The 19770-nt window shown below is 45.5% G+C and carries 17 protein-coding genes; 15 read left to right on the top strand and 2 right to left on the bottom strand.

The features are described 5' to 3' along the window. Positions 1-255: 255 nt before the first annotated feature. Positions 256-1356 (bottom strand): GGDEF domain-containing protein, encoded by a 1101-nt coding sequence (locus BC351_RS03495; RefSeq protein WP_079409325.1) that lies wholly within the window; start codon positions 1354-1356, stop codon positions 256-258. A gap of 179 nt (positions 1357-1535) precedes the next feature. Between BC351_RS03495 and BC351_RS03490 the strand changes: the two genes are divergently transcribed. The 5 genes from BC351_RS03490 to BC351_RS03470 all read left to right on the top strand — a co-directional run bounded on the left by BC351_RS03490 (position 1536) and on the right by BC351_RS03470 (position 7917). Beyond that, positions 1536-2498, top strand: a complete 963-nt coding sequence (locus BC351_RS03490) for a putative sporulation protein YtxC (RefSeq protein WP_079409324.1) — start codon at positions 1536-1538, stop codon at positions 2496-2498. Positions 2499-2843: 345 nt separating this feature from the next. Further along, on the top strand, positions 2844-4778 hold the full coding sequence (thrS, locus tag BC351_RS03485; protein WP_079409323.1) for a threonine--tRNA ligase: 1935 nt from the start codon (positions 2844-2846) through the stop codon (positions 4776-4778). A gap of 178 nt (positions 4779-4956) precedes the next feature. After that, complete coding sequence (locus BC351_RS43815) at positions 4957-5607, top strand: 3D domain-containing protein (protein WP_279628302.1); 651 nt, start codon at positions 4957-4959, stop codon at positions 5605-5607. A gap of 327 nt (positions 5608-5934) precedes the next feature. Beyond that, positions 5935-7461 carry a methyl-accepting chemotaxis protein gene (locus BC351_RS03475; RefSeq protein ID WP_244208878.1) on the top strand — a complete coding sequence of 509 codons (1527 nt, stop codon included), beginning with the start codon at positions 5935-5937 and terminating at the stop codon, positions 7459-7461. Between the two features lie 78 nt (positions 7462-7539). After that, positions 7540-7917 carry a hypothetical protein gene (locus BC351_RS03470; protein WP_079409426.1) on the top strand — a complete coding sequence of 126 codons (378 nt, stop codon included), beginning with the start codon at positions 7540-7542 and terminating at the stop codon, positions 7915-7917. Between the two features lie 41 nt (positions 7918-7958). Here BC351_RS03470 and BC351_RS03465 read toward each other — a convergent pair whose 3' ends face one another. Continuing rightward, a complete protein-coding gene (locus tag BC351_RS03465) occupies positions 7959-9248 on the bottom strand; it encodes an ammonium transporter (protein ID WP_079409320.1) in 1290 nt (429 codons plus the stop codon). A 271-nt stretch (positions 9249-9519) separates the two neighbouring features. Here BC351_RS03465 and liaF point away from each other — a divergent pair, with 271 nt between their 5' ends. The 10 genes from liaF to aroF all read left to right on the top strand — a co-directional run bounded on the left by liaF (position 9520) and on the right by aroF (position 19665). Next, positions 9520-10647 carry a cell wall-active antibiotics response protein LiaF gene (liaF, locus tag BC351_RS03460; protein ID WP_158081972.1) on the top strand — a complete coding sequence of 376 codons (1128 nt, stop codon included), beginning with the start codon at positions 9520-9522 and terminating at the stop codon, positions 10645-10647. 9 nt (positions 10648-10656) lie between these two features. Beyond that, complete coding sequence (locus BC351_RS03455) at positions 10657-11730, top strand: sensor histidine kinase (protein WP_079409318.1); 1074 nt, start codon at positions 10657-10659, stop codon at positions 11728-11730. Beyond that, positions 11714-12364, top strand: a complete 651-nt coding sequence (locus BC351_RS03450) for a response regulator (protein WP_079409317.1) — start codon at positions 11714-11716, stop codon at positions 12362-12364. Before BC351_RS03455 ends, BC351_RS03450 begins: the two co-directional genes overlap by 17 nt. Before the next feature lie 85 nt (positions 12365-12449). Further along, complete coding sequence (locus tag BC351_RS03445; protein ID WP_079409316.1) at positions 12450-12863, top strand: YugN family protein; 414 nt, start codon at positions 12450-12452, stop codon at positions 12861-12863. 142 nt (positions 12864-13005) lie between these two features. Beyond that, positions 13006-14616 (top strand): S1C family serine protease, encoded by a 1611-nt coding sequence (locus BC351_RS03440; RefSeq protein ID WP_079409315.1) that lies wholly within the window; start codon positions 13006-13008, stop codon positions 14614-14616. A gap of 114 nt (positions 14617-14730) precedes the next feature. Continuing rightward, positions 14731-15420 (top strand): response regulator transcription factor, encoded by a 690-nt coding sequence (locus BC351_RS03435; RefSeq protein WP_079409314.1) that lies wholly within the window; start codon positions 14731-14733, stop codon positions 15418-15420. 1 nt (position 15421) lies between these two features. Continuing rightward, positions 15422-16903 (top strand): sensor histidine kinase, encoded by a 1482-nt coding sequence (locus tag BC351_RS03430; protein ID WP_079409313.1) that lies wholly within the window; start codon positions 15422-15424, stop codon positions 16901-16903. A gap of 46 nt (positions 16904-16949) precedes the next feature. After that, positions 16950-17906, top strand: a complete 957-nt coding sequence (locus BC351_RS03425; protein ID WP_079409312.1) for a 4-hydroxy-3-methylbut-2-enyl diphosphate reductase — start codon at positions 16950-16952, stop codon at positions 17904-17906. A gap of 60 nt (positions 17907-17966) precedes the next feature. Next, positions 17967-18482 (top strand): DUF2062 domain-containing protein, encoded by a 516-nt coding sequence (locus BC351_RS03420; RefSeq protein WP_244208876.1) that lies wholly within the window; start codon positions 17967-17969, stop codon positions 18480-18482. A gap of 139 nt (positions 18483-18621) precedes the next feature. Next, positions 18622-19665: a 3-deoxy-7-phosphoheptulonate synthase gene (gene aroF, locus BC351_RS03415; protein WP_079409310.1), complete on the top strand. Its 1044-nt coding sequence runs from the start codon at positions 18622-18624 to the stop codon at positions 19663-19665. Positions 19666-19770: the final 105 nt, after the last annotated feature.

Here is a 19770-nt window from a genome sequence, read left to right as displayed (position 1 = left end):
GCAAATATGCATCCTTTTCTACTTGGAAATGAGCAAAATCGTGAAATGCCTGCGATTATGCATCCTTTAGAGAGCTTTTCACGATTTCAGGGTAGAAAAGCTTAAAAAGCCTGCATAATCGCAGGCTTTCTCTGTTTTTACGCGATTTGATCGAAAAAGCCTGCACTTATGCAGGCTTTCTAAAATCGGTGAGCCACGGACCTTGCCTACATTGGAGCATCCCCTACTCATGGGTTTGGGTTAACCCATTCATCTTCAATTAGCTTCCTTCAGAGGCGCAGTATGAATAACGGTTTTATTTTTGCCTGTTTTCTTAGCGGTGTACAAGGACTGATCGGCGCCGGCGAAAAGGGATTCCTTGGATGTCCCTGGCCGATATTCGCTGAGCCCGATGGAAATGGTGACAGATTGACCATGTAGTTCATCGTATTTCATCTGGGAGATTTGCCAGCGGATACGTTCCAGCAGCTCGAATACCTCATCCGTGTCTTTCTCCGTGAAGATGATAGCGAACTCTTCTCCGCCATATCGGGCAACGAAGTCATTGAGACCAACGCGGTTTTTTAACGTGCTGCTGACACTCTTCAAGACAGCGTCGCCGGCTCGATGACCATACGTATCGTTGACTTTTTTGAAGTTATCGATGTCGAGTACGGCAATATGGATACAGAACTGACCGGCTTCATTTTGCTGGATAAGCTCGTCTAAATACTCGTGGAAGGTGATGTGATTGTAAAGATCCGTTAAGGCATCCGTCTTGGACAGCTTGTCCATAATGATGTTTTTGATCATTAATTCTTGTTTAAGCTCTGTGGTGGCTTTGAGATTATCGAGAATTTCGGCGCCGCGCTTCATAATCCCTGCAGCTATGATGGAAACAATGATCAGGACTGGAATGACGGTAAGCAAATCGATGGCATGATAATCCGAGAATACGCTTAATTTGATCCAATAAAGAATTGAAATGGAAACGAGCGAAAGCGCTAAAGTATAAATAATCTTGGATAGTTGAAAGTAAAAAATAGAAACAAGGATTGGGAGAAATAGATAGAGTGGAGCAAGTTTCAAATCATGATTGCAGTAGATTAGGGTAAAAGCTAAAACAGCGCCTCCGCTGATGATGTAGTAGTCCAATAGCATTCTACTGTACATGTTAATGAATTCAAGCAGGAACATGATGAGGATCATGATGAGTAGAGGAATGATCAGCCGATTAATGATGAAGGTTAAATCTTGTTGTTCCGAAATGGCATAGAGAAGTTGGAAAGGCAACTGTATCCATACAAGCAACCAGTAGGCATTAAGTAACTTCCGGTTCCAGTCCTGTTTATGTTGATTAGATGCGTCCATTTGCATAGATACCCACTCCAAAATATGCTACTTAAGCACTATTAACCGTATCATAACATGAATATCTGCGTGATTGGAATAACTTTAGCTAAAGATTTGACAAAAATTACTGAAAAGAAATGGCAAATTGTTCGTTGTATATCTGCTTCTTATCGACCATATACTCTTAAGAGGAGGATGTAGTGATGGAAAGGAGTGAGGTCATGGAACTGTTTGCAATCATTGTGATGAAAGCGGAAGAACCATATGTACGTTCGCTAAGCGCTCAAATTGAAAGTGAGCTCAAGCTTTTACATATCGTTGAAAGTGGGTTGTTTGTTCACTATGCACTATTCGAGACGCACGCTTCCCTGCATATTGAAGCCTTAATAGAAGAAAAGAATGTTCCTGCAATTCGCAAGGAAGTGAGTCAATGTCTGGCAGATGCTTTGGCTGAGCATATTATGGTGGACAAAGAGTACGCTATCCTGCGGAATCTAATAATGAAAGAATTTAAATACGAAGGCAAAGAAGATGTTGAGGCTATTGAAAGCTACTGTAAGCAATCCTTGCACACGGAGACTGTGATGGAGGAAGCTTCTTTGCTGAATAGCGGCATTAGCGGCAGGCTGCGGCGCAAGCAAGTCTTGTCGGATCAGCTTGTGCTTGCCTTGGAGGAAACCTCGCGGTTAAGTTTGGATGGTTTTCTTAAATTTCGATTGCAGGACTATACGGATGAGCTTAGAGAAATAGCGGAATATGCCATTGATGAGTTCATGATGGATCGGCAATATCAAGAATTTATTTCCCTTTTGCAATATTTTGTCTACATTCAGGAAGCCAAGATTCCTGTGGCTCATTTGATTCATAAGGGCGGTCACGAGTTTGTTATTTTGAATGATCGGCTTGAGCTCATAGATGCGAATGAATTTGATGCTTCGTTTAAGCTTGAGGTGCTGGAGAAGGATATCAACTTCGAAGATATGATCGTCAGTACGTTAATTACGGTGTCTCCCGCCAATATCTACATTCATACACGGGATCCGGAAATGACGATTATCAAAACAATTCGGCAAATCTTCGAGGATCGGACAACCGTATGCTCCTATTGTCGGACTTGCGACATCTATCTGGGTGAAGCGAAGCATCAGGATCAACTATCCCCTTGACCTTGGGCAAAGAGCCAATTATAATAATGAACGAAGGCGTTAAGATCAAAGACATGAACTTTCTGCAAGAACTGCTCAGAGAGAGGAGACTAGGCTGGAATCTCCTTCAGTGAACCGGATCGTTTACCCCTTTGTAGCCGTATTGTGGAATTCAACCTGATCTGCAGGCTTGATAGTATATAATACCGGAATCATTCCCGTTACCGAATGCTGATGAGGATTCGTCTTGCCTGAGTGGGCAAGCAGCGAGTCGAACTAGGGTGGAACCACGAGCTGAGCGCACTCGTCCCTTATGGGATGCAGTGTGCTTTTTTGCGTTCAAATGAATATCTAGGAGGAACGAAGATGGTTGTACAAGTGAAATTACCAGATGGCGCTGTAAGAGAATATGCAGTGGGAACGACAATTGAACAAGTGGCGGAGTCCATTTCATCCGGACTGAAGAAGAATGCCGTAGGTGGAAAAGTGAACGGGAAATCGGTTGATCTCTCCTTCGCGCTGGAACAAGATGCAGACGTAGAAATTTTGACACTGGATAGCGAAGCTGGCTTAGAGATGTATCGTCACAGCACGGCACATCTAATGGCGCAGGCTATTAAACGCATTTATGGCGAAAAAGCGGTCAAATTAGGGATCGGGCCTGTCATCGAAGACGGCTTCTACTATGATATTGATCTGGAAACTCCGCTGAATCCCGAGGATTTGGTGAAAATTGAGAAGGAAATGGAGCGCATTTCCGGTGAAAATCTGGCGATCACTCGCCGTGTTGTTTCCCGTGAAGAAGCCATTCGTATTTTCACTGAAATGGAAGATCCGTTTAAGCTGGAATTGATCCGTGATCTGCCTGAAGATGCTGTTCTGACGATCTATGATCAAGGCGAATTCTTTGATCTGTGCCGCGGACCGCATTTGCCTTCGACAGGCCGAATCAAAGCTTTCAAATTGCTGAGCGTTGCCGGAGCTTACTGGCGCGGAGATGCCAAAAACAAAATGCTGCAGCGTATTTATGGCACAGCATTTCCTAAGAAAGCGCAATTGGACGAGCATCTCCACCTCTTGGAAGAAGCCAAGAAACGCGACCATCGCAAATTGGGCCGCGAGCTCAAAATGTTTGCTTTTTCCCGTGAAGTAGGACAAGGTCTGCCGCTTTGGCTGCCAAATGGCGCTAAATTGCGTCGTACTATGGAACGTTACATTGTCGATTTAGAGGAGCGTCTAGGTTACCAGCACGTATACACACCTGTACTAGCCAACGTTGAATTATATAAAACTTCCGGTCACTGGGAGCATTACAGCGAGGATATGTTCCCCAAAATGATCATGGACAATGAAGAGCTTGTTCTTCGTCCTATGAACTGTCCGCATCATATGATGGTTTATAAAAGTGATATGCGCAGCTACCGCGATCTTCCGATCCGGATTGCTGAGCTTGGCACGATGCACCGTTATGAGATGTCAGGTGCGTTAACGGGTCTTCACCGTGTTCGGGCCATGACGTTGAATGATGCTCATATTTTCTGCCGTTTGGACCAAATCAAAGAAGAATTCTCGCGTGTTGTGAACTTGATTCGTCAAGTTTACGCTGATTTCGGGATTACCGATTACCGTTTCCGTCTTTCCTACCGCGATCCGAAGGATACAGAGAAATACTTCCAGGATGATCAAATGTGGGAGACTTCCCAACGCATGCTGCGTGAGGTTGTTGAAGAGCTCGGCCTTCCATTCTTCGAGGCTGAAGGGGAAGCGGCGTTCTACGGACCTAAGCTGGATGTTCAAATCAAAACGGCTCTGAAGAAAGAAGAAACGCTTTCGACTGCGCAAATTGATTTCTTGCTGCCAGAACGTTTCCAACTGGAGTACACAGGTGAAGATGGTCAGAAGCATCGTCCTGTTGTTATTCACAGAGGAATTATCAGTACAATGGAACGTATGACGGCGTTCTTGCTTGAAAATTATGCAGGTGCATTGCCAACTTGGCTGATGCCGATTCAAGCGAAGGTGATTCCGGTTTCCCCGGCATTCGAAGAATATTCGAATCAAGTTACAGAGCGTTTGCAAGCTGCCGGTATCCGTGTAGAAGCAGACAATCGCAATGAGAAGCTGGGGTACAAAATCAGGGAAGCACAGCTCGAGAAAATTCCTTACATGCTTGTCGTCGGAGAAAATGAAGTGACGAATGAAAGCCTGTCGATCCGCAAACGCGGTCAAGGAGATCTCGGTACGCATCCGATTGAGCAAGTCATCGGGATGATTAATGAAGAAATTAGTAAAAAACTATAATAAGCGATATCTCAAGCAGAGAAGACTTTTCTTCTCTGCTTTTTTTGTTTTCAAATTTCGACATTTGGGTATGTATAAGGGAGCGTAAGGAGGACATCTTAAACAGTGAGTCTGCATATGGAGGTTTAAAGCTGGAATGAACTGGAGAACCTGCAATAGTAGGGGAGGTATCAAAACGATGTTTAGGGAACTAATGACTCAACCTCGATGGTTGGGGGTATGGATGATCGTAAATGTTCTTATTGCGCTGTTTGGACAAGCATCAAGCCATCAAGGTAGCTACACGACGGGGGAAACCGTCACCCATATACAAACACCGCAGCGGATGGAGCTTTCAGGAAATACGGAACCTGTTTCAATGTCGGTCGTGCAAGAACGTCAACAACAAATCAATTATCGCTATGTGCCGAAACTGGACTCCGATTTGTCCAAGCTCAGGGCGGTTGAGGTGACCGCAACAGGCTATTTCGCTGGCAAAGAGTCGACAGGAAAGAATCCGGATCATCCGGAATATGGGATTACTTATTCGGGTATTAAGGTAAAAAGGGATGATAAAGCTTTGTCCACCATTGCCGCAGACACGAATGTATTTCCACTAGGCACCGTCTTGTTTATTCCAGGTTATGGCTATGGGGTTGTCGCGGACACCGGAAGTGCGATTAAAGGCAAGAAGATTGATCTTTATTTCGACACCAAAGACCAAGTATACAAAGAGTGGGGCAAGAAGACGGTGAAGGTCTTCGTTGTCAAAGAGGGACAAGGCAAGGTGACAGAGCTTATCTGGAATCAATTGAAGGATGAAATCCTTGCGCCGGCCAAAGCGTTATAAAGTTCAATTTCGCTAAACATTTCCATCATAAAATATCCTGTTTGGGAAACTCTATACATACAGGAGGTGATTGAACATGGCTAAGAACAAAAACAGCAAAAAAGCAGCTCAAGACGTAGAATTTGCCAGTGAAACATCGGTGCCAAACAAGCAGCAACAAGCAAATACGCAAAATCAAAACAAATAATGTGTAAGCAAACATAAGAGCAGGTAAAAACAGAGATCGGGTTCGATCTCTGTTTTTATTTCTTTTCAACTCCTCCTATTTTCGATATAATGTAACAAAAACTAACATTGAGGTTCTTCGGGGAGGAGTGCCAGTTGCTTATGCAGGCAGAGTCGCAACAAAGAGCTTGGTTCTGTGGTTCAATCTTCATTGGTATTGCAGTCAGTGTAGGCGCTTTATTATCTGCATCATCTGCATCACGTTGGTTCACGGCTGCCGGTTTAGCTGTTTTTTTGTTTATAGGTATTTTGGCTTGGGTGAGTATCAGATCATCGAAATCGAAGATCCAAGAGCAGGACCAACAAGAGCAGTTTCGGACGTTTATCCAAGAGTCTCAAGTCGTTGCAGACAGATTGGCTGCTGCTGTGGAGGAAGTGAATCGGTCCATCGGACATTTGCTGCACATAGCGGATTCTTCGATTCAAGGGGAAGAGGACTTGAAAATCCGCAGTGATCAAGCAGTCGGGCAGCTGCAAGAAGCTTTTGCCGCGATTCAGCAAGTAGCCGCTGCGGCCGATGCAATCTTGGATTCTTCCCTGCATATGCATAACGAGAGTGAACAAACGAAGGATACGGTTGTGGATGTCTGTCGTTCACTGAGTGCAACGGATGAAGTGATGAATGATCTACATAGGAATAATGATACGATGCAGAGAAAGATTCTGGATTTGACCGAACATACCTCCAAAATTGAAGAAATCAATACGTTTATTGCGGAAGTGGTTTCGCAAACCTCGCTGCTTGCTCTGAATGCTTCCATTGAAGCGGCACGCGCTGGGGAACACGGCAGAGGCTTTTCTGTCGTTGCCCAGGAGATCAAGAAGCTTGCAGCTCAAAGTCATGAAGCCGTAACGAAATCCTCTGAAATCCTTGCTTCCATCGAGAGTGGTGTTTCGCAAGTCGTAGCGGCTGTTGCTGAAGAGAAAGCATCGGTCTCTCACGGCATAGCCGAAATGAAAGTCATGAAAGAAAAGATGGATACGATCTTCTCATTAATTGTTCATGTGAACAATCTTGTCGCTAGTACGACGAGCTCGACGCAGCATCAATCGTCCTTGGTTACAGGGACAAGATCCTCACTCGGGCAAGTGGTTGATTTGATGAATGAGACGATGTTGAGTGTGGAGATTACCTTGGAACAAATGAAAAAACAGCGCCAAGAAGTATCTCTGCTGCAGCATATCAATCAGAATTTAGACCGCTCCTCTACTGAATTGATTCAGGCGATCCAAACCGTCGGGCTGAAAAGCAAAGAAGGGGTCCTCGATGTCAATATTCAAGAGATTAAACAAATGTTGAGCTCTCTCGTGCTGCAACCTGACATCACTTCCTTGTTGGATAGCCAACATGCGGCACATTTAGCTGCCATTTTGAAGAAAACGGAAGGCGTAGAAGCCATTTGGTCGAATCGCGCTGATGGCACATTCATTTTTTCGATGCCTGAAGCGGGCTTGGTCAATGGCAAGGGGAGAGAATGGTGGAAGCGGGCGATGGGAGGAGAACTCTTCGTTTCGCAAGAATATGTGTCAGCTATTACCAAAAAACCATGCATTACGTTATCCAAAGCGATAATAGATGACATGGGTACCCCGATTGGCGTCGTAGGAATCGATTTAATTCTGAAATAATGGTTCTCAAATCTGTTTTTTTAGTGTAAAATAAGATTACTGTTATGAATCTTGACACGGGGAGACAGGTGAGTGACGATGCTGAATGCTTTGCGATTGGACGGAAATCCTCATAGAACACCTAGGAAGGCTGCAGAGGTATTTCCTTTCTTGGAAGCTTACATTACCCGCAAGGAGCAGCAAGTCTTAGAGATTGAACAGGTTGTTGAGCGCTATGAAGTGAAAAGAATGAAAGAAGAACGCGCCTACCAGACCATGTCTTCTCTTCGCCGCATGTTCTCTGGCAAAAAGCCGGATCATCATCTTGCTGTCGAATATATCCATTATGTGAAGAAACCGATGGAGCAAGTAAGAAAGCTGCGTGCTGAAATTGCCCATGCCAGACAAATTATGACTGAATCCAAACCCGGCGATGTCGTCTCTATACCGGATGAGATTGAAGAAATGCTCTCCTAATATAAGATAAAACCCTTCCTAGGCGGAAGGGTTTTTCGTTGTTACTTTCCGTTCTTCAATTGCTGTAAATCCAGGAAGCCATCTTCTTGGCTGTAAGCGGGGACGCCGTGACTGCCAACGTCAAGTCCTACAAGCTCTTCATCGCGGGTGACCCGCAGCGGGACGATGAGATTAATTAATTTCAGACATCCCCATGTGATCGCGAAGCCCCAGACACAGACCGTAACTAAACCTAAGGCCTGAACCCCAAGCAGACTGAAGCCGCCTCCATAAAATAATCCTGCAGTCCCTTCACGGATACTGTCCGGCTGTGCGAACAATCCAACAGCCAACGTTCCGATACTGCCGCTAATGCCATGAACAGGGAAAGCGCCAACGGGATCATCAATTCGTCTGGCTTCCAGCATTTCTGTCGCATAGACCATGGAGATCCCGCACACTGCTCCGATAAGGATGGCGGCAACATCACTCACGAAGGCACACCCTGCGGTGATGCCAACCAGCCCTGCAAGAGCACCGTTGATGACCATCGGTGGATCGGCTTTGCGATATCGCATCATGGTGAACAAGATGCAGGTTGCACTTCCTGCTGCCGCAGCGAGCATGGTCGTTACGGCGATATGTCCAATCGAAGTGTTGGTAGCGCTCAGGGTACTGCCGGAGTTAAAGCCAAACCAACCAAACCATAGAATGAAAGCGCCCACCGAGGCTAGAGGCAAATTGGAGGGGGGCACGATGTTGGCGGTGCCATCCGGCGAGAACTTGCCAATCCTTGGACCTATGATGATCGCTGCGGCCAGCGCGGAGAATCCGCCAAGCCCATGGATGACGGCGGAACCGGCGAAATCAACCATGCCGAGCTTGCTTAGCCACCCGTTAATCGCCCACACCCAGTGGCCTGCGATAGGATATATGAAACCTGTCATTGCAATTGTATACAAAATGTAAGCGCGAAAATTGATGCGTTCGGCAACGGCGCCCGATACAATGGAGATAACAGCAATAACGAAGGCGCATTGGAACAGCCAATAGGTCTCATGTGAGATATTTAAGGCGATGTGTGTCAAATCTCCTCCCATGAAGAAGCCTGTCGTTCCGATGAGTCCTGCAGCATCTTTTCCATACATAAGGCCAAAACCAATGAAATAAAAAATAAGGGCTCCGAAGGCGATGTCAACAAACACCTTCATAATAATGCTTACCGCATTCTTCTGTCTGACAAAGCCTGCTTCCAGCAAGGCGAAACCGCCTTCCATCAATAAAATCATGGCAGCTGTCAGAACAACCCAGATGGTATCTAGACCGCTGGAAAGCTGTTGGATTGTAGCCATACTCTAATCTCTCCTCATAGTAGACGCGTTCTTTTGCACCAATTATACGGTTCTGATGATAAACATGTCAACGAATTACGTAAGAATACATAACATGTGGACGCTATTGTTCGTTTTTCAAAATACCATGTGAGGTATTCCGTATTTGCCAGCCAAAACTCAGCCTTAAGACCGAGGCGGCCTTCAATCCTTCGTCTCTTTTCAATCTGGCTCGTATCTTATAGACTAGAGGTAAGCTTAACGATGATGGACACAAATGGAGGAAGAACGTATGAATCCGCATATGTTTCAACGGATGATTTGGGGGCTTGTCCTTGTGACGGCAGGTACCCTCTTTTTACTTAATCAAATGGGGTTAATTGAGATTGATCTTGCGTATATGTTTTCCACTTACTGGCCTGTTATTCTAATTGTCTATGGACTTACAGGCTTCGTTTGGCAGCGCAAATATCACTGGGGAGGCTCGATTTGGAGCTTGCTCGTATGTGGCGTTGGGACGATCTTTCTTCTCAAGAATTTACATGTAACTAATCTGTCGCTGGGAGAAATGTTTAAGTTTCTTGCGCCTGTTGCTTTAATCTTGTTTGGTTTGAATGTAATTTTCAAACCAAGCCGGAAAGAATCCCCGGAGTGGCCATCTATTCGAGAAGCCAAAGAAGAGGCCAGACGCGAAAGACGAGAAGCAAGAAGACGGCAGCATGATAAGCATCGGAGTCCTTGGGAACAGCCCAAATGGAATGAAACCAAGCCAGGGGCGAGCACTGATAAGCATAAGGAAGCATCGTTTGCTTCTAATGAAGCAAAGCGTGAGCTTAGTGAAGAAGAAAAGGCTGTGCTCAAGGATATTCATGGCGAGTTTCGTGACAAGCATCTCGAGGAATGGGAGATTGGTGCTTCACCCGAAACGAAGGAGCCTGCCGCGAAACCTCATGCGCCTCGTCAGCCGCAGACACACGCTTTTCATCATCAACATCAAGAGCATAAATACGATGAGTTCGTAAGGAATTTTGATAACGGCGACGTGCTCCATCGTCATGGCTTTATCGGGGATGTGCATCTTGGTCAAGAAGCATGGGAATTGAAACCGATCCAGATCTCACACTTTATTGGGGATTCTGTTATTGATCTTACGCGTGCTTCTATTCCACTGGGTGAAACGACCATTCATGTTACGGCTTTTATCGGCGATGTGAAAATTTTTATCCCGAATGATATCGATGTCGAGGTTCGAGTCATGGCGAGCTCCTTCATTGGTGATATGAAAGTGCTTGACCGCCGCGAGAGTGGTTTCTTGCGAAGTGTTAGAACACAAACCTCGCAATATGAAGAAGCAGATCGGAAACTAATCGTAACAACGAGTATGTTTATCGGAGACATTACTATTAAAAAGATTGGTTGAGGATGAGGCATGTACAAATTGCGAATGTTCAATATGAAGTGGCAGCTGCTGAATTACTTTCTTATATCCAGCTTGCTTACGGTTCTTAGTATATATATTGTCCTTGAATACTACAGTGCAGAGCTAGCCAACTGGAATTTTCGCATGTGGTTCCTTGTTGCTATTCTTGCGGTTTGCCTAACGGTAGGTTACGTGGCGACCAAACGCTGGCAGCGTAAGGTGGATGAACTGCATGTGGCTATGCTGGAGTTGTCCAAGGGGAATTTCTCCAGTCGTATTGAGATGGAGCCGGTAGAACCGTTCTTATATTTGTATGATGCTTTCAACAAAATGGCTTCTGCCGTTGAAGAACGCGTTCAACTGCTGCAACAGCTTGGCGAAGCTGAAGCGATTCGTGATCAAGAGCTAACGGAGAATGCCGTTATGGAAGAAAGACGGCGCCTAGCGCGCGATCTGCATGATACCGTTAGCCAAGAACTTTTTGCTATTCATATGTCGGCTTCCTCGCTGCCTAAGATTCTGGAGCGAAATCCAAGCGCAGCTCCGTCTGTAATGACCCAGCTTATCGAAATGTCCCATCATGCCCAGAAGCAGATGCGTGGCTTGATTTCCCAATTAAGACCGATTGAGTTGAATGATATGAGTTTACAAGAAGCCCTGGAGAAGTGGTTTCCGGAATATTGCCGGAATCATGAACTGCAGGGCCAGCTTGACGTTTCGCTGCGTGAATCTATTTCTGAAGCGATTGAGCATCAATTTTTCCTCATTATTCAAGAAGGTCTCGCGAATATCGTGAAGCATGCTTCGGCTAAACAGGTACGGCTAGCTATTTATGAACGGGAGCACCAGTATGTGCTTCAATTACAGGATGATGGGCAAGGTTTTGAACGAAGAGATATTCCTTCCGCTTCACATGGCTTATCAACCATGAGGGAACGTGCACAAAAGCTCGGAGGGGAAGTTGAGATTGACAGCAAATTGGGCTCGGGCACAAGAGTGCGCGTGCGCATTCCGAGGTTTACAGGCCAATCCGTTACTTTATTGAAGGAGAGAGAGGGAGAAACGAATGAGTCCGAACATTAAAGTTATGATTGTTGATGATCACGATATGGTTCGAGTTGGATTGCGAACGTATATTTCCTTGGAGCCGGGATTGGAAGTCGTAGGAGAAGCCAGCAATGGGCAAGAAGCTTTTGATAAATTAAATCAAGAATCAGTTGAACGTATTCCGGATGTGATCCTGATGGATCTTACGATGCCAGTGCTGGATGGGATTGGTGCTACGAAATTAATCTCAGACAAGTTTCCACAGACGAAGATCATTATGCTAACCAGCTTTCTAGAGGAAGCGAAGGTGCTTGAAGCAGTGGAGTCGGGAGCCATCAGCTATATGTTGAAGACAGTTTCGTCAGATCAATTGATTCATGCGATTCAAAGCGCTTACCGCGGCATGCCTGTAATGAATTCGGAAGTGTCGTTGGCGCTCACAAGGGGAATTAGACAACGCAATGAGCTGCCGGCAGAAGAAGGCTTAACCTCAAGAGAGAGAGAAGTACTGCTTTTGATTGCAGAGGGGAAAAGTAATAAGGATATATCGGAAGAGCTTTTTATCAGTATCAAAACGGTTAAGACCCATGTCAGCAACCTTCTAATGAAATGTGAGCTGGAGGATCGAACACAGCTTGCTATCTTTGCTCATCGCAAAGGCTGGGTGTAGATAAGGAATAAATTACACATAAAAACTACATTTTGGCACACTCTATGCGTAAGACAAATAATATGAGCGCTAAGGGAGTGCCAGAATGAAAACTTTATCATCAACGTTGGAGCAAGTGCAAGAATCCTTTGACAGTGTACGTGATCATTTGCATGAATTCGATTTCGCCTTAGGCGGCAATTGGGACTATGATCATGGCTATTTCGATCGCTATTTGGATGAAGGGCATAAAGTGTGGCTGCGGATTCCTTTCCAAGTGGTCACGGGAAGAATCGACGGGGATACAGAAGCTACCGATGCGATTGTAGAAGTCGGAACTCCTTTTGTGCTGAAGCATGTGTATAATGAAGGGCTGGATCAAGAGGCGGAAGCGGAAACCTATGGTGCGCTCATTGATCAGTTCCAAACTCCGCTGGACGCTGATGCCGACATTGAAGATAAATGGGTGAAGGAAGCGACAGGATTGCTTCAAAAAGTAGAGCAAGCTTGGCTCCAGTAATAAAGCCCTTTTTTTACCTCCATTTTATTGTTTTTTAATATTCGTTTAAGGTTGTGGGTGCATGATAGAGCTATAGACAACAAAGACATCAACCAACAAGTACATGCACTTATAACTTTATTAAACAATTGGAGGTAAGACCATGGAAGATAACAAAAAAGACTATAGCGATTTTTTTAAGTCGCAGAACAACAATAGCGATAACACGAACAAGGAAACGCCTGACAACGCCAATCATCAGGAGCCGCAGGAACTCAGCAAAGAGCGGCCTTCTTACTACTATTCCTATGGTCCCTACAAATCGGCATTTAATGAGAATAATGAACAAGAATCCTTGGTGACCTCCGCATCAGGAACTGAGGGAACTTCCAGTGTAGAAGTAACGCCTCCCAAAAACCTGCGTCCCTTCAGCTTCGGACCCGATGTTACGAATTCGCAGGGACAAGGACCATGGGATCCGAATCATGCTAAGAAACGTTCATCTGTGAAAAGCGTGTTCGCGGCTTTCATGGCTGGGGCATTGGTTGTAGGAGCTCTCATGTTTACCGCTGATAAGATGAACATGTTCACAGGCAATCCCAAACCGCTTGCATCAGGCAGTACGACGGTATCTTCGACCAATGGATCGAATAGCAGCGGCGGCGAAGTGAAAAATGTGGGACTAGATGTTGTTCGTCCAGGGAATATTGCGGCGATTGCTCAAAACGCAGGTCCTGCGATCGTAAAAGTGGAGTCTTTGGTGAAAACGAAGCAGTCTACTCGCAGCAACGGTGGCGGCAACTCCCTTTTCGACGATCCGTTCTTCCGCCAATTCTTTGGGGATAACGGCGGCGGCAGTACAACACCTAAGAGCAACAAACAAGATTCCGGTACTGGTGAATTGCAGCCAGCAGGCATGGGAACAGGGTTTATTTTCGAAAAAACCGGTTATATCTTAACCAATGAGCATGTTGTAGACGGTGCTGATGAAATCCAAGTAACGGTTGAAGGCTACGATAAGCCGTTTAAGGCTAAATTATTAGGGAACAGCTACGATTTAGACTTGGCTGTACTCAAAATCGAAGGCGACAAAGAATTCCCGATTCTTCCACTGGGTAAAGCAGAAGACGTAAATGTAGGCGATTGGGTTGTTGCTATCGGTAACCCGTACGGCTTTGACCACACAGTAACTGTGGGTGTATTGAGTGCGAAGGAACGTCCAATCAGTATCCCGGATTCCAAAGGAACTCGCGAATACAAGCATTTACTCCAGACAGATGCTTCCATTAACCCTGGTAACTCTGGCGGACCTTTGCTTAACTTGAATGGGGAAGTTATCGGAATTAATACAGCGGTTAGCTCTCAAGCACAAGGTATCGGATTTGCGATTCCGACTAGCACGATCTCTTCTGTTCTTGAAAACCTTAAAAACAACGTCCAAATCCCGAAGGAACCTGTTCCTTACTTGGGTGTTGGTCTTCAAGACATTGGCAAAGACTGGGTAAGCGAACTGAAGCTATCTAACACGGATGGGGCATTGGTTGGCAGCGTTCAACGGAAAAGCCCTGCTTTCCAAGCTGGATTGCGCCAATATGATGTGATTGTAGATATCAATGGAGCCAAGGTGAAAAATTCGCAAGAGTTAATCACGAAGGTTCAAGGTACGAAGGTTGGCGACAAAGTAACCTTAGGTCTTATTCGAGATGGCAAACGTATGGAAGTGCCTGTAACCGTTGGGGACAAAAACTCGCTAGCGGAAACACCTGCTGAATAAGACTAGTGTAAGTATAAAAGGAAGTGGAGACCCGCGGCCGCAAGCTTGCAGGCTCTGCTTCTTTTTGCTTGTGGCGGATTTTGGTACAATAGAAAGAAAGAAGGGGGCTCACCGATGAGAGAAAACATTATGGTAATCGATGACGACGAGAAAATTACGTCTATGCTTAGACGCGGCTTGGCTTTTGAAGGATATTCGGTGGAGACTGCAAGCAATGGTGCTGATGGTCTTAAGCAAATGTTGAGAACAGAGCCTCACCTGCTCATTCTAGATGTTATGATGCCGCATATTGACGGCTGGGAAGTTGTGCGCCGGGTTCGTGAAGGCGGCAGCGAGGTGCCGATTCTTATGCTGACGGCCAAAGATGAAATTAGCGATCGTGTCAAAGGCTTGGATCTTGGTGCTGACGATTATTTGGTCAAGCCCTTTGCGCTGGAGGAACTGTTGGCAAGAGTGCGCGTTCTACTTAGGCGGAGAATGGAGCGTCCAGAGCAGCAGACGAATCGTCTGAATTATGAAGATACCATCTTGGATCTTGATACGCGTGAGGTTTTCCGTGGCGAGAAGCTGATTGAGCTAACGACGAAGGAATTTGATTTGCTCCATTTATTCATGCAGAATCCGAAACGAGTACTGTCTCGAGACGTTATTATGGAAAAAATATGGGGCTATGATTACAGTGGAGAATCCAATGTTCTCGAGGTTTATATTGCGCTGCTGCGCCAAAAAACAGAGGAATTCGGGCATAAACGATTAATTCAGACGGTGCGGGGAGCAGGGTATGTGTTGAGAGGAGAGAATTAAGATGTCTCTTCGCCTTCGACTAACGCTTTGGTATTCAGGAATATTGGCGTTGACTATGCTGCTTTTTGGGATTGTCCTTTATTTTTTCTTGAATTACTTTCTTTATGACCAAATTCGGCAGGATGTCAAGCGAGAAGCGGGCAATACTTCTCAACGTATCCAGAAGAGCTTCGCCCTTTCCCAAAAAGGGCTTGTTGTCGATTTGGAACTAGAAAGCAGAGATTTTTATTCAACGAATACGTTTTTGCAATTATATAATGTGGCGCTCAAAAGTTTTAATCGTTCTGCCAACTTGCAGTTTTATGATGTGACCTTGCCGTTAGCGAAAAATGTGATTGAACGATTGCAGCAGGGTGATGATGGATTTTTTGAAAAAACCAAGGTGCTTGGACAAGATTTCCTTATTTATCATCAACCCATCTGGGGGAAAGCTAATGGACAGGACCAGCTTATCGGTATCCTTCAAGCCGCTGTGCCGATTGGCAGCTATGAGCGAACGTCCGTAACGCTTAGAAATACGCTCTTTATTTGGGCTTTGCTAACGATTATCGTAGCAGCTTCCTTAGGGTGGTTCTTAGCGCGTAAAGCGCTTAAGCCGATCGAACGCGTCATTGAAGCCGCAAACCAGATTGGCAGCGGTGATGATTTGGAGAAACGGATCTTATACGAGGGACCCTTGGACGAAATAGGTCGTCTCACCCAAACGATTAACGGGATGTTGTCCCGAATCCAAATCACCTATTTAGAGCTGGATGAAGCGTACAGAGCTCAGCGCAGATTTGTTTCGGATGCCTCGCATGAGCTGCGAACTCCGCTTACGACGATCCGCGGCAACGTTGATTTGCTGGAGAAGATGTGGAAACAAACATCCGGAAGCACAGAGCTCTCCACCCCGGAGCAGATGCAGATGTCCTTGGAGGCTATGCATGATATTGCAGGAGAAGCGCAGCGTATGAGCCGGCTGGTCAACGATCTGTTGGCACTGGCCAGAGCGGATGCGGGCATTCTTATGGAGAAGAAGCCGATTGAGATGCTTCCGCTTGTGCAGGAAGTGACGAGGAGAGCTCAACTCCTTGAACATACAGCCGTTTGGCGAGTTGGCGAGCTGGATGCTCTAGACAACGCAGTGGTGCAGGGCAACCGTGACTATTTGCAGCAGCTGTTGTTTATTTTTATTGAAAATGCCTTTAAGTACACACCTTCGGGGACCGTATCTTTCGAGGTATCAAGTACGCATAATTTTATTGGTATCCAAATTACCGACACGGGAATAGGAATGGATAAGGAAGATATTCCTCACATCTTTGACAGATTCTATCGCGCTGATTTATCACGGGGCTTAACAACCGGTACGGGACTTGGCTTATCCATTGCCAAATGGATTATAGATGAACACGGCGGCTCTGTCGAAGTAACCACTCGCAAGGATGAAGGCAGCAGCTTTATGATCTGGTTGCCGGCTAACTTTCCTCTGCCTGTGTAATCAGCTATAATAAAAGGAAATATGATTATACAGGCAGGTGGAAGAATTGGAAGTCGTTCGAATATCTCCGAGAGGCTATTGTTATGGTGTCGTAGACGCTATGGCACTTGCTATGCAAACAGCTAAAAACTTAAATCTTCCCAGACCTATTTATATATTAGGCATGATTGTTCACAATGCGCATGTGACGGATTTTTTCAAAGAAGAAGGAGTTATTACCCTTGATGGTGAGAACCGTCTTGAAATTCTTGAACAAATTGAGCAAGGGACTGTCATCTTCACAGCGCATGGTGTTTCACCTGAAGTCAGACGCCGGGCAAGGGATAAAGGGCTGACTGTCGTTGATGCGACTTGTCCGGATGTTACCAAGACGCACGATTTAATTCGTGAAAAAGTAGCCGATGGCTATGAGATCATCTATATAGGCAAGAAGAACCATCCTGAGCCGGAAGGTGCTGTTGGCGTAGCTCCTGGGCATGTGCATCTGATCGAGAAGGTTGAGGAAGCTAATCTTCTGAACATTCGAGCACAGCGTATTATCATCACGAATCAAACGACGATGAGTCAGTGGGATATCAAGCACATTATGAATCGGTTGTTGGAGCTTTTTCCAAAAGCTGAAATTCATAATGAAATTTGTCTTGCCACGCAGGTGCGACAAGAAGCGGTGGCGGAACAAGCGAAGGAAGTCGATCTTGTGATCGTCGTCGGAGATCCGAAAAGCAACAATTCGAATCGTCTAGCGCAAGTTTCAGAGGAAATTGCAGGAGTCAGAGCGTATAGAATATCTGATGTCTCCGAAATGAACCGTCATTGGTTGGAAAACGTGCGGAAGGTGGGTGTAACCTCAGGCGCTTCAACACCGACTCCTATTACCAAAGAAGTCATAACTTACCTGGAAGCTTATGATCCGAAAGATGAAACCAGTTGGGGAATTACACGTACTATTAATATGAAGAAGCTCATTCCAGCTGTGAAAACCAAAGCAGCCAGCAGTGAGTAAACCTTCATTATTCCACAGGGCGGGATTGAGACCAGCATGCAGAGCACTCAGAAGGTGAAAATGATGAAAACTCGCTACGATTGGAAAAGCACAAAACGCTGGTTTAGATATAAATATTTAGGTCTTCTGCGGGCCAAAGGCGGTCCGTCTAAGGTAGCGCGAGGTTTTTCCATTGGCTTAGCCATAGAAATGTTTACTTTGCCTACGGCAGGTTTTGCTTTCGTTCTTATCTTTCCCTTGGTCTACTTACTAAGGGCTAATTTGCCAGCGGCGCTGATTGGTTTTGTGTTTGGTAAAATCATTTATATCCCGTTCTCAATCCTGAACAAGCAAGTCGGAGATTGGCTGGTGCCGAAGCACTTCAAGGTTTACCTGATCCATCATTTACCGCATATGCTCTCTAATATTATTAGGAGCGGCTTGGACTTGATTGTCGGCGGTATGGTTGTGGGAACCATTCTTGGACTCATCGCCTATTTCCCGGTCATGCTCTTGCTTAAGTATCATTCGAATCGTCGCAAAGAAAAACGCAAACTCCGCAAGGATCAACTAGTAGCTTCACATACAAAAGAATAAGCAAATAAATTAACGCTTGACGAATATTCGTCAAGCGTTGTATATTTACTTTAGTGGTTAAAAGCGTAGAAGCATAGAAGCGAACAAGCGTTGAAGTGATATAGTGAAACGACCCATATAACAAAAGGAGTGTGTCCATATGATCGCCATTACATCCCATAACACAACAGATGAGCGTATTCAGGAAATTGTCCAATTTATTGAGAAGCAAGGTGTCACAGCTCATGTTTCGAAAGGCGAGGATCGAACTGTCATCGGTATTATTGGTCAAGCAGATCCTAAGCTGGCAGAACAGTTACGTCAATTATCAGGAGTTGAACAAGTCGTGAAAATTTCCAAGTCCTACAAATTAGCAAGCCGTGACTTCCATCCGGCTGACACAGTTATTAAGATCAAAGGCGTTGAAATCGGCGGCGAACAGCTAGTTGTCATGGGTGGTCCTTGTGCGGTAGAAACACCGGAACAAATCGATGAAATTGCCCGTTTGGTCAAAGCGGCAGGCGGTCAGGTTCTGCGCGGCGGCGCATTCAAACCGAGAACAGGGCCATACAGCTTCCAAGGCGTAGGCGTGGAAGGCTTGATCATGATGGCGGAAGCGGGCAAGAAGCATGGCTTGCTGACAATTACAGAAGTCATGACGCCGGAATATGTGGATGTATGCGCGGAGTACGCAGATATCCTGCAAGTAGGGACACGCAACATGCAAAACTTTGACCTTCTTCGCAAGCTGGGAACGATTCAAACGCCTGTCTTGCTGAAACGCGGTTTCAGTTCAACTTATGACGAATTCCTCAATGCAGCCGAATATATCTTAGCTGGCGGGAACCCGAATGTTATGTTGTGTGAGCGCGGAATCCGAACATTCGAAACGTACACTCGCAATACCTTGGATTTGTCAGCAATTCCTGTACTTAAACAATTAAGCCATCTTCCGGTCATCTCAGATCCAAGTCATGGCACAGGCCGCAGAGAACTTGTTGTCCCAATGACCAAAGCTTCCGTAGCTGCAGGAGCAGATGGTCTTATTATTGAGATGCATACGGATCCTGATAATTCCATGACAGGTGACGGCGTACAATCCCTGTTCCCTGACCAATTCGCCAAACTGCTTGTTGATCTTGAGAAGTTGGCACCACTTCTTGGTAAGAAGTTCGATACACAAAAAGAAACTATTTTGGTCTAATCGCCAAATGTTCTCCGAAGACTGGTTTTCTTCTCTATAGAAGAAACCAGTTTTCCTGTTTTTGGATATGCGACAATTATATGAATTAGTGTAAGATTAGCTTAC

This window comes from Paenibacillus ferrarius (assembly GCF_002027705.1).
Lineage (GTDB): Bacteria > Bacillota > Bacilli > Paenibacillales > NBRC-103111 > Paenibacillus_E > Paenibacillus_E ferrarius.
This window is presented reverse-complemented; position numbering and strand designations above follow the sequence as displayed.

Excerpts from the sequence above, each read along its gene's own strand:
- BC351_RS03495 (WP_079409325.1), bottom strand. The coding sequence starts at position 1,356 with ATGCAAATGGACGCATCTAATCAACATAAACAGGACTGGAACCGGAAG.
- BC351_RS03490 (WP_079409324.1), top strand. The coding sequence starts at position 1,536 with ATGGAAAGGAGTGAGGTCATGGAACTGTTTGCAATCATTGTGATGAAA.
- thrS (WP_079409323.1), top strand. The coding sequence starts at position 2,844 with ATGGTTGTACAAGTGAAATTACCAGATGGCGCTGTAAGAGAATATGCA.
- BC351_RS43815 (WP_279628302.1), top strand. The coding sequence starts at position 4,957 with ATGTTTAGGGAACTAATGACTCAACCTCGATGGTTGGGGGTATGGATG.
- BC351_RS03475 (WP_244208878.1), top strand. The coding sequence starts at position 5,935 with ATGCAGGCAGAGTCGCAACAAAGAGCTTGGTTCTGTGGTTCAATCTTC.
- BC351_RS03470 (WP_079409426.1), top strand. The coding sequence starts at position 7,540 with ATGCTGAATGCTTTGCGATTGGACGGAAATCCTCATAGAACACCTAGG.
- BC351_RS03465 (WP_079409320.1), bottom strand. The coding sequence starts at position 9,248 with ATGGCTACAATCCAACAGCTTTCCAGCGGTCTAGATACCATCTGGGTT.
- liaF (WP_158081972.1), top strand. The coding sequence starts at position 9,520 with ATGAATCCGCATATGTTTCAACGGATGATTTGGGGGCTTGTCCTTGTG.
- BC351_RS03455 (WP_079409318.1), top strand. The coding sequence starts at position 10,657 with ATGTACAAATTGCGAATGTTCAATATGAAGTGGCAGCTGCTGAATTAC.
- BC351_RS03450 (WP_079409317.1), top strand. The coding sequence starts at position 11,714 with ATGAGTCCGAACATTAAAGTTATGATTGTTGATGATCACGATATGGTT.
- BC351_RS03445 (WP_079409316.1), top strand. The coding sequence starts at position 12,450 with ATGAAAACTTTATCATCAACGTTGGAGCAAGTGCAAGAATCCTTTGAC.
- BC351_RS03440 (WP_079409315.1), top strand. The coding sequence starts at position 13,006 with ATGGAAGATAACAAAAAAGACTATAGCGATTTTTTTAAGTCGCAGAAC.
- BC351_RS03435 (WP_079409314.1), top strand. The coding sequence starts at position 14,731 with ATGAGAGAAAACATTATGGTAATCGATGACGACGAGAAAATTACGTCT.
- BC351_RS03430 (WP_079409313.1), top strand. The coding sequence starts at position 15,422 with ATGTCTCTTCGCCTTCGACTAACGCTTTGGTATTCAGGAATATTGGCG.
- BC351_RS03420 (WP_244208876.1), top strand. The coding sequence starts at position 17,967 with ATGATGAAAACTCGCTACGATTGGAAAAGCACAAAACGCTGGTTTAGA.
- aroF (WP_079409310.1), top strand. The coding sequence starts at position 18,622 with ATGATCGCCATTACATCCCATAACACAACAGATGAGCGTATTCAGGAA.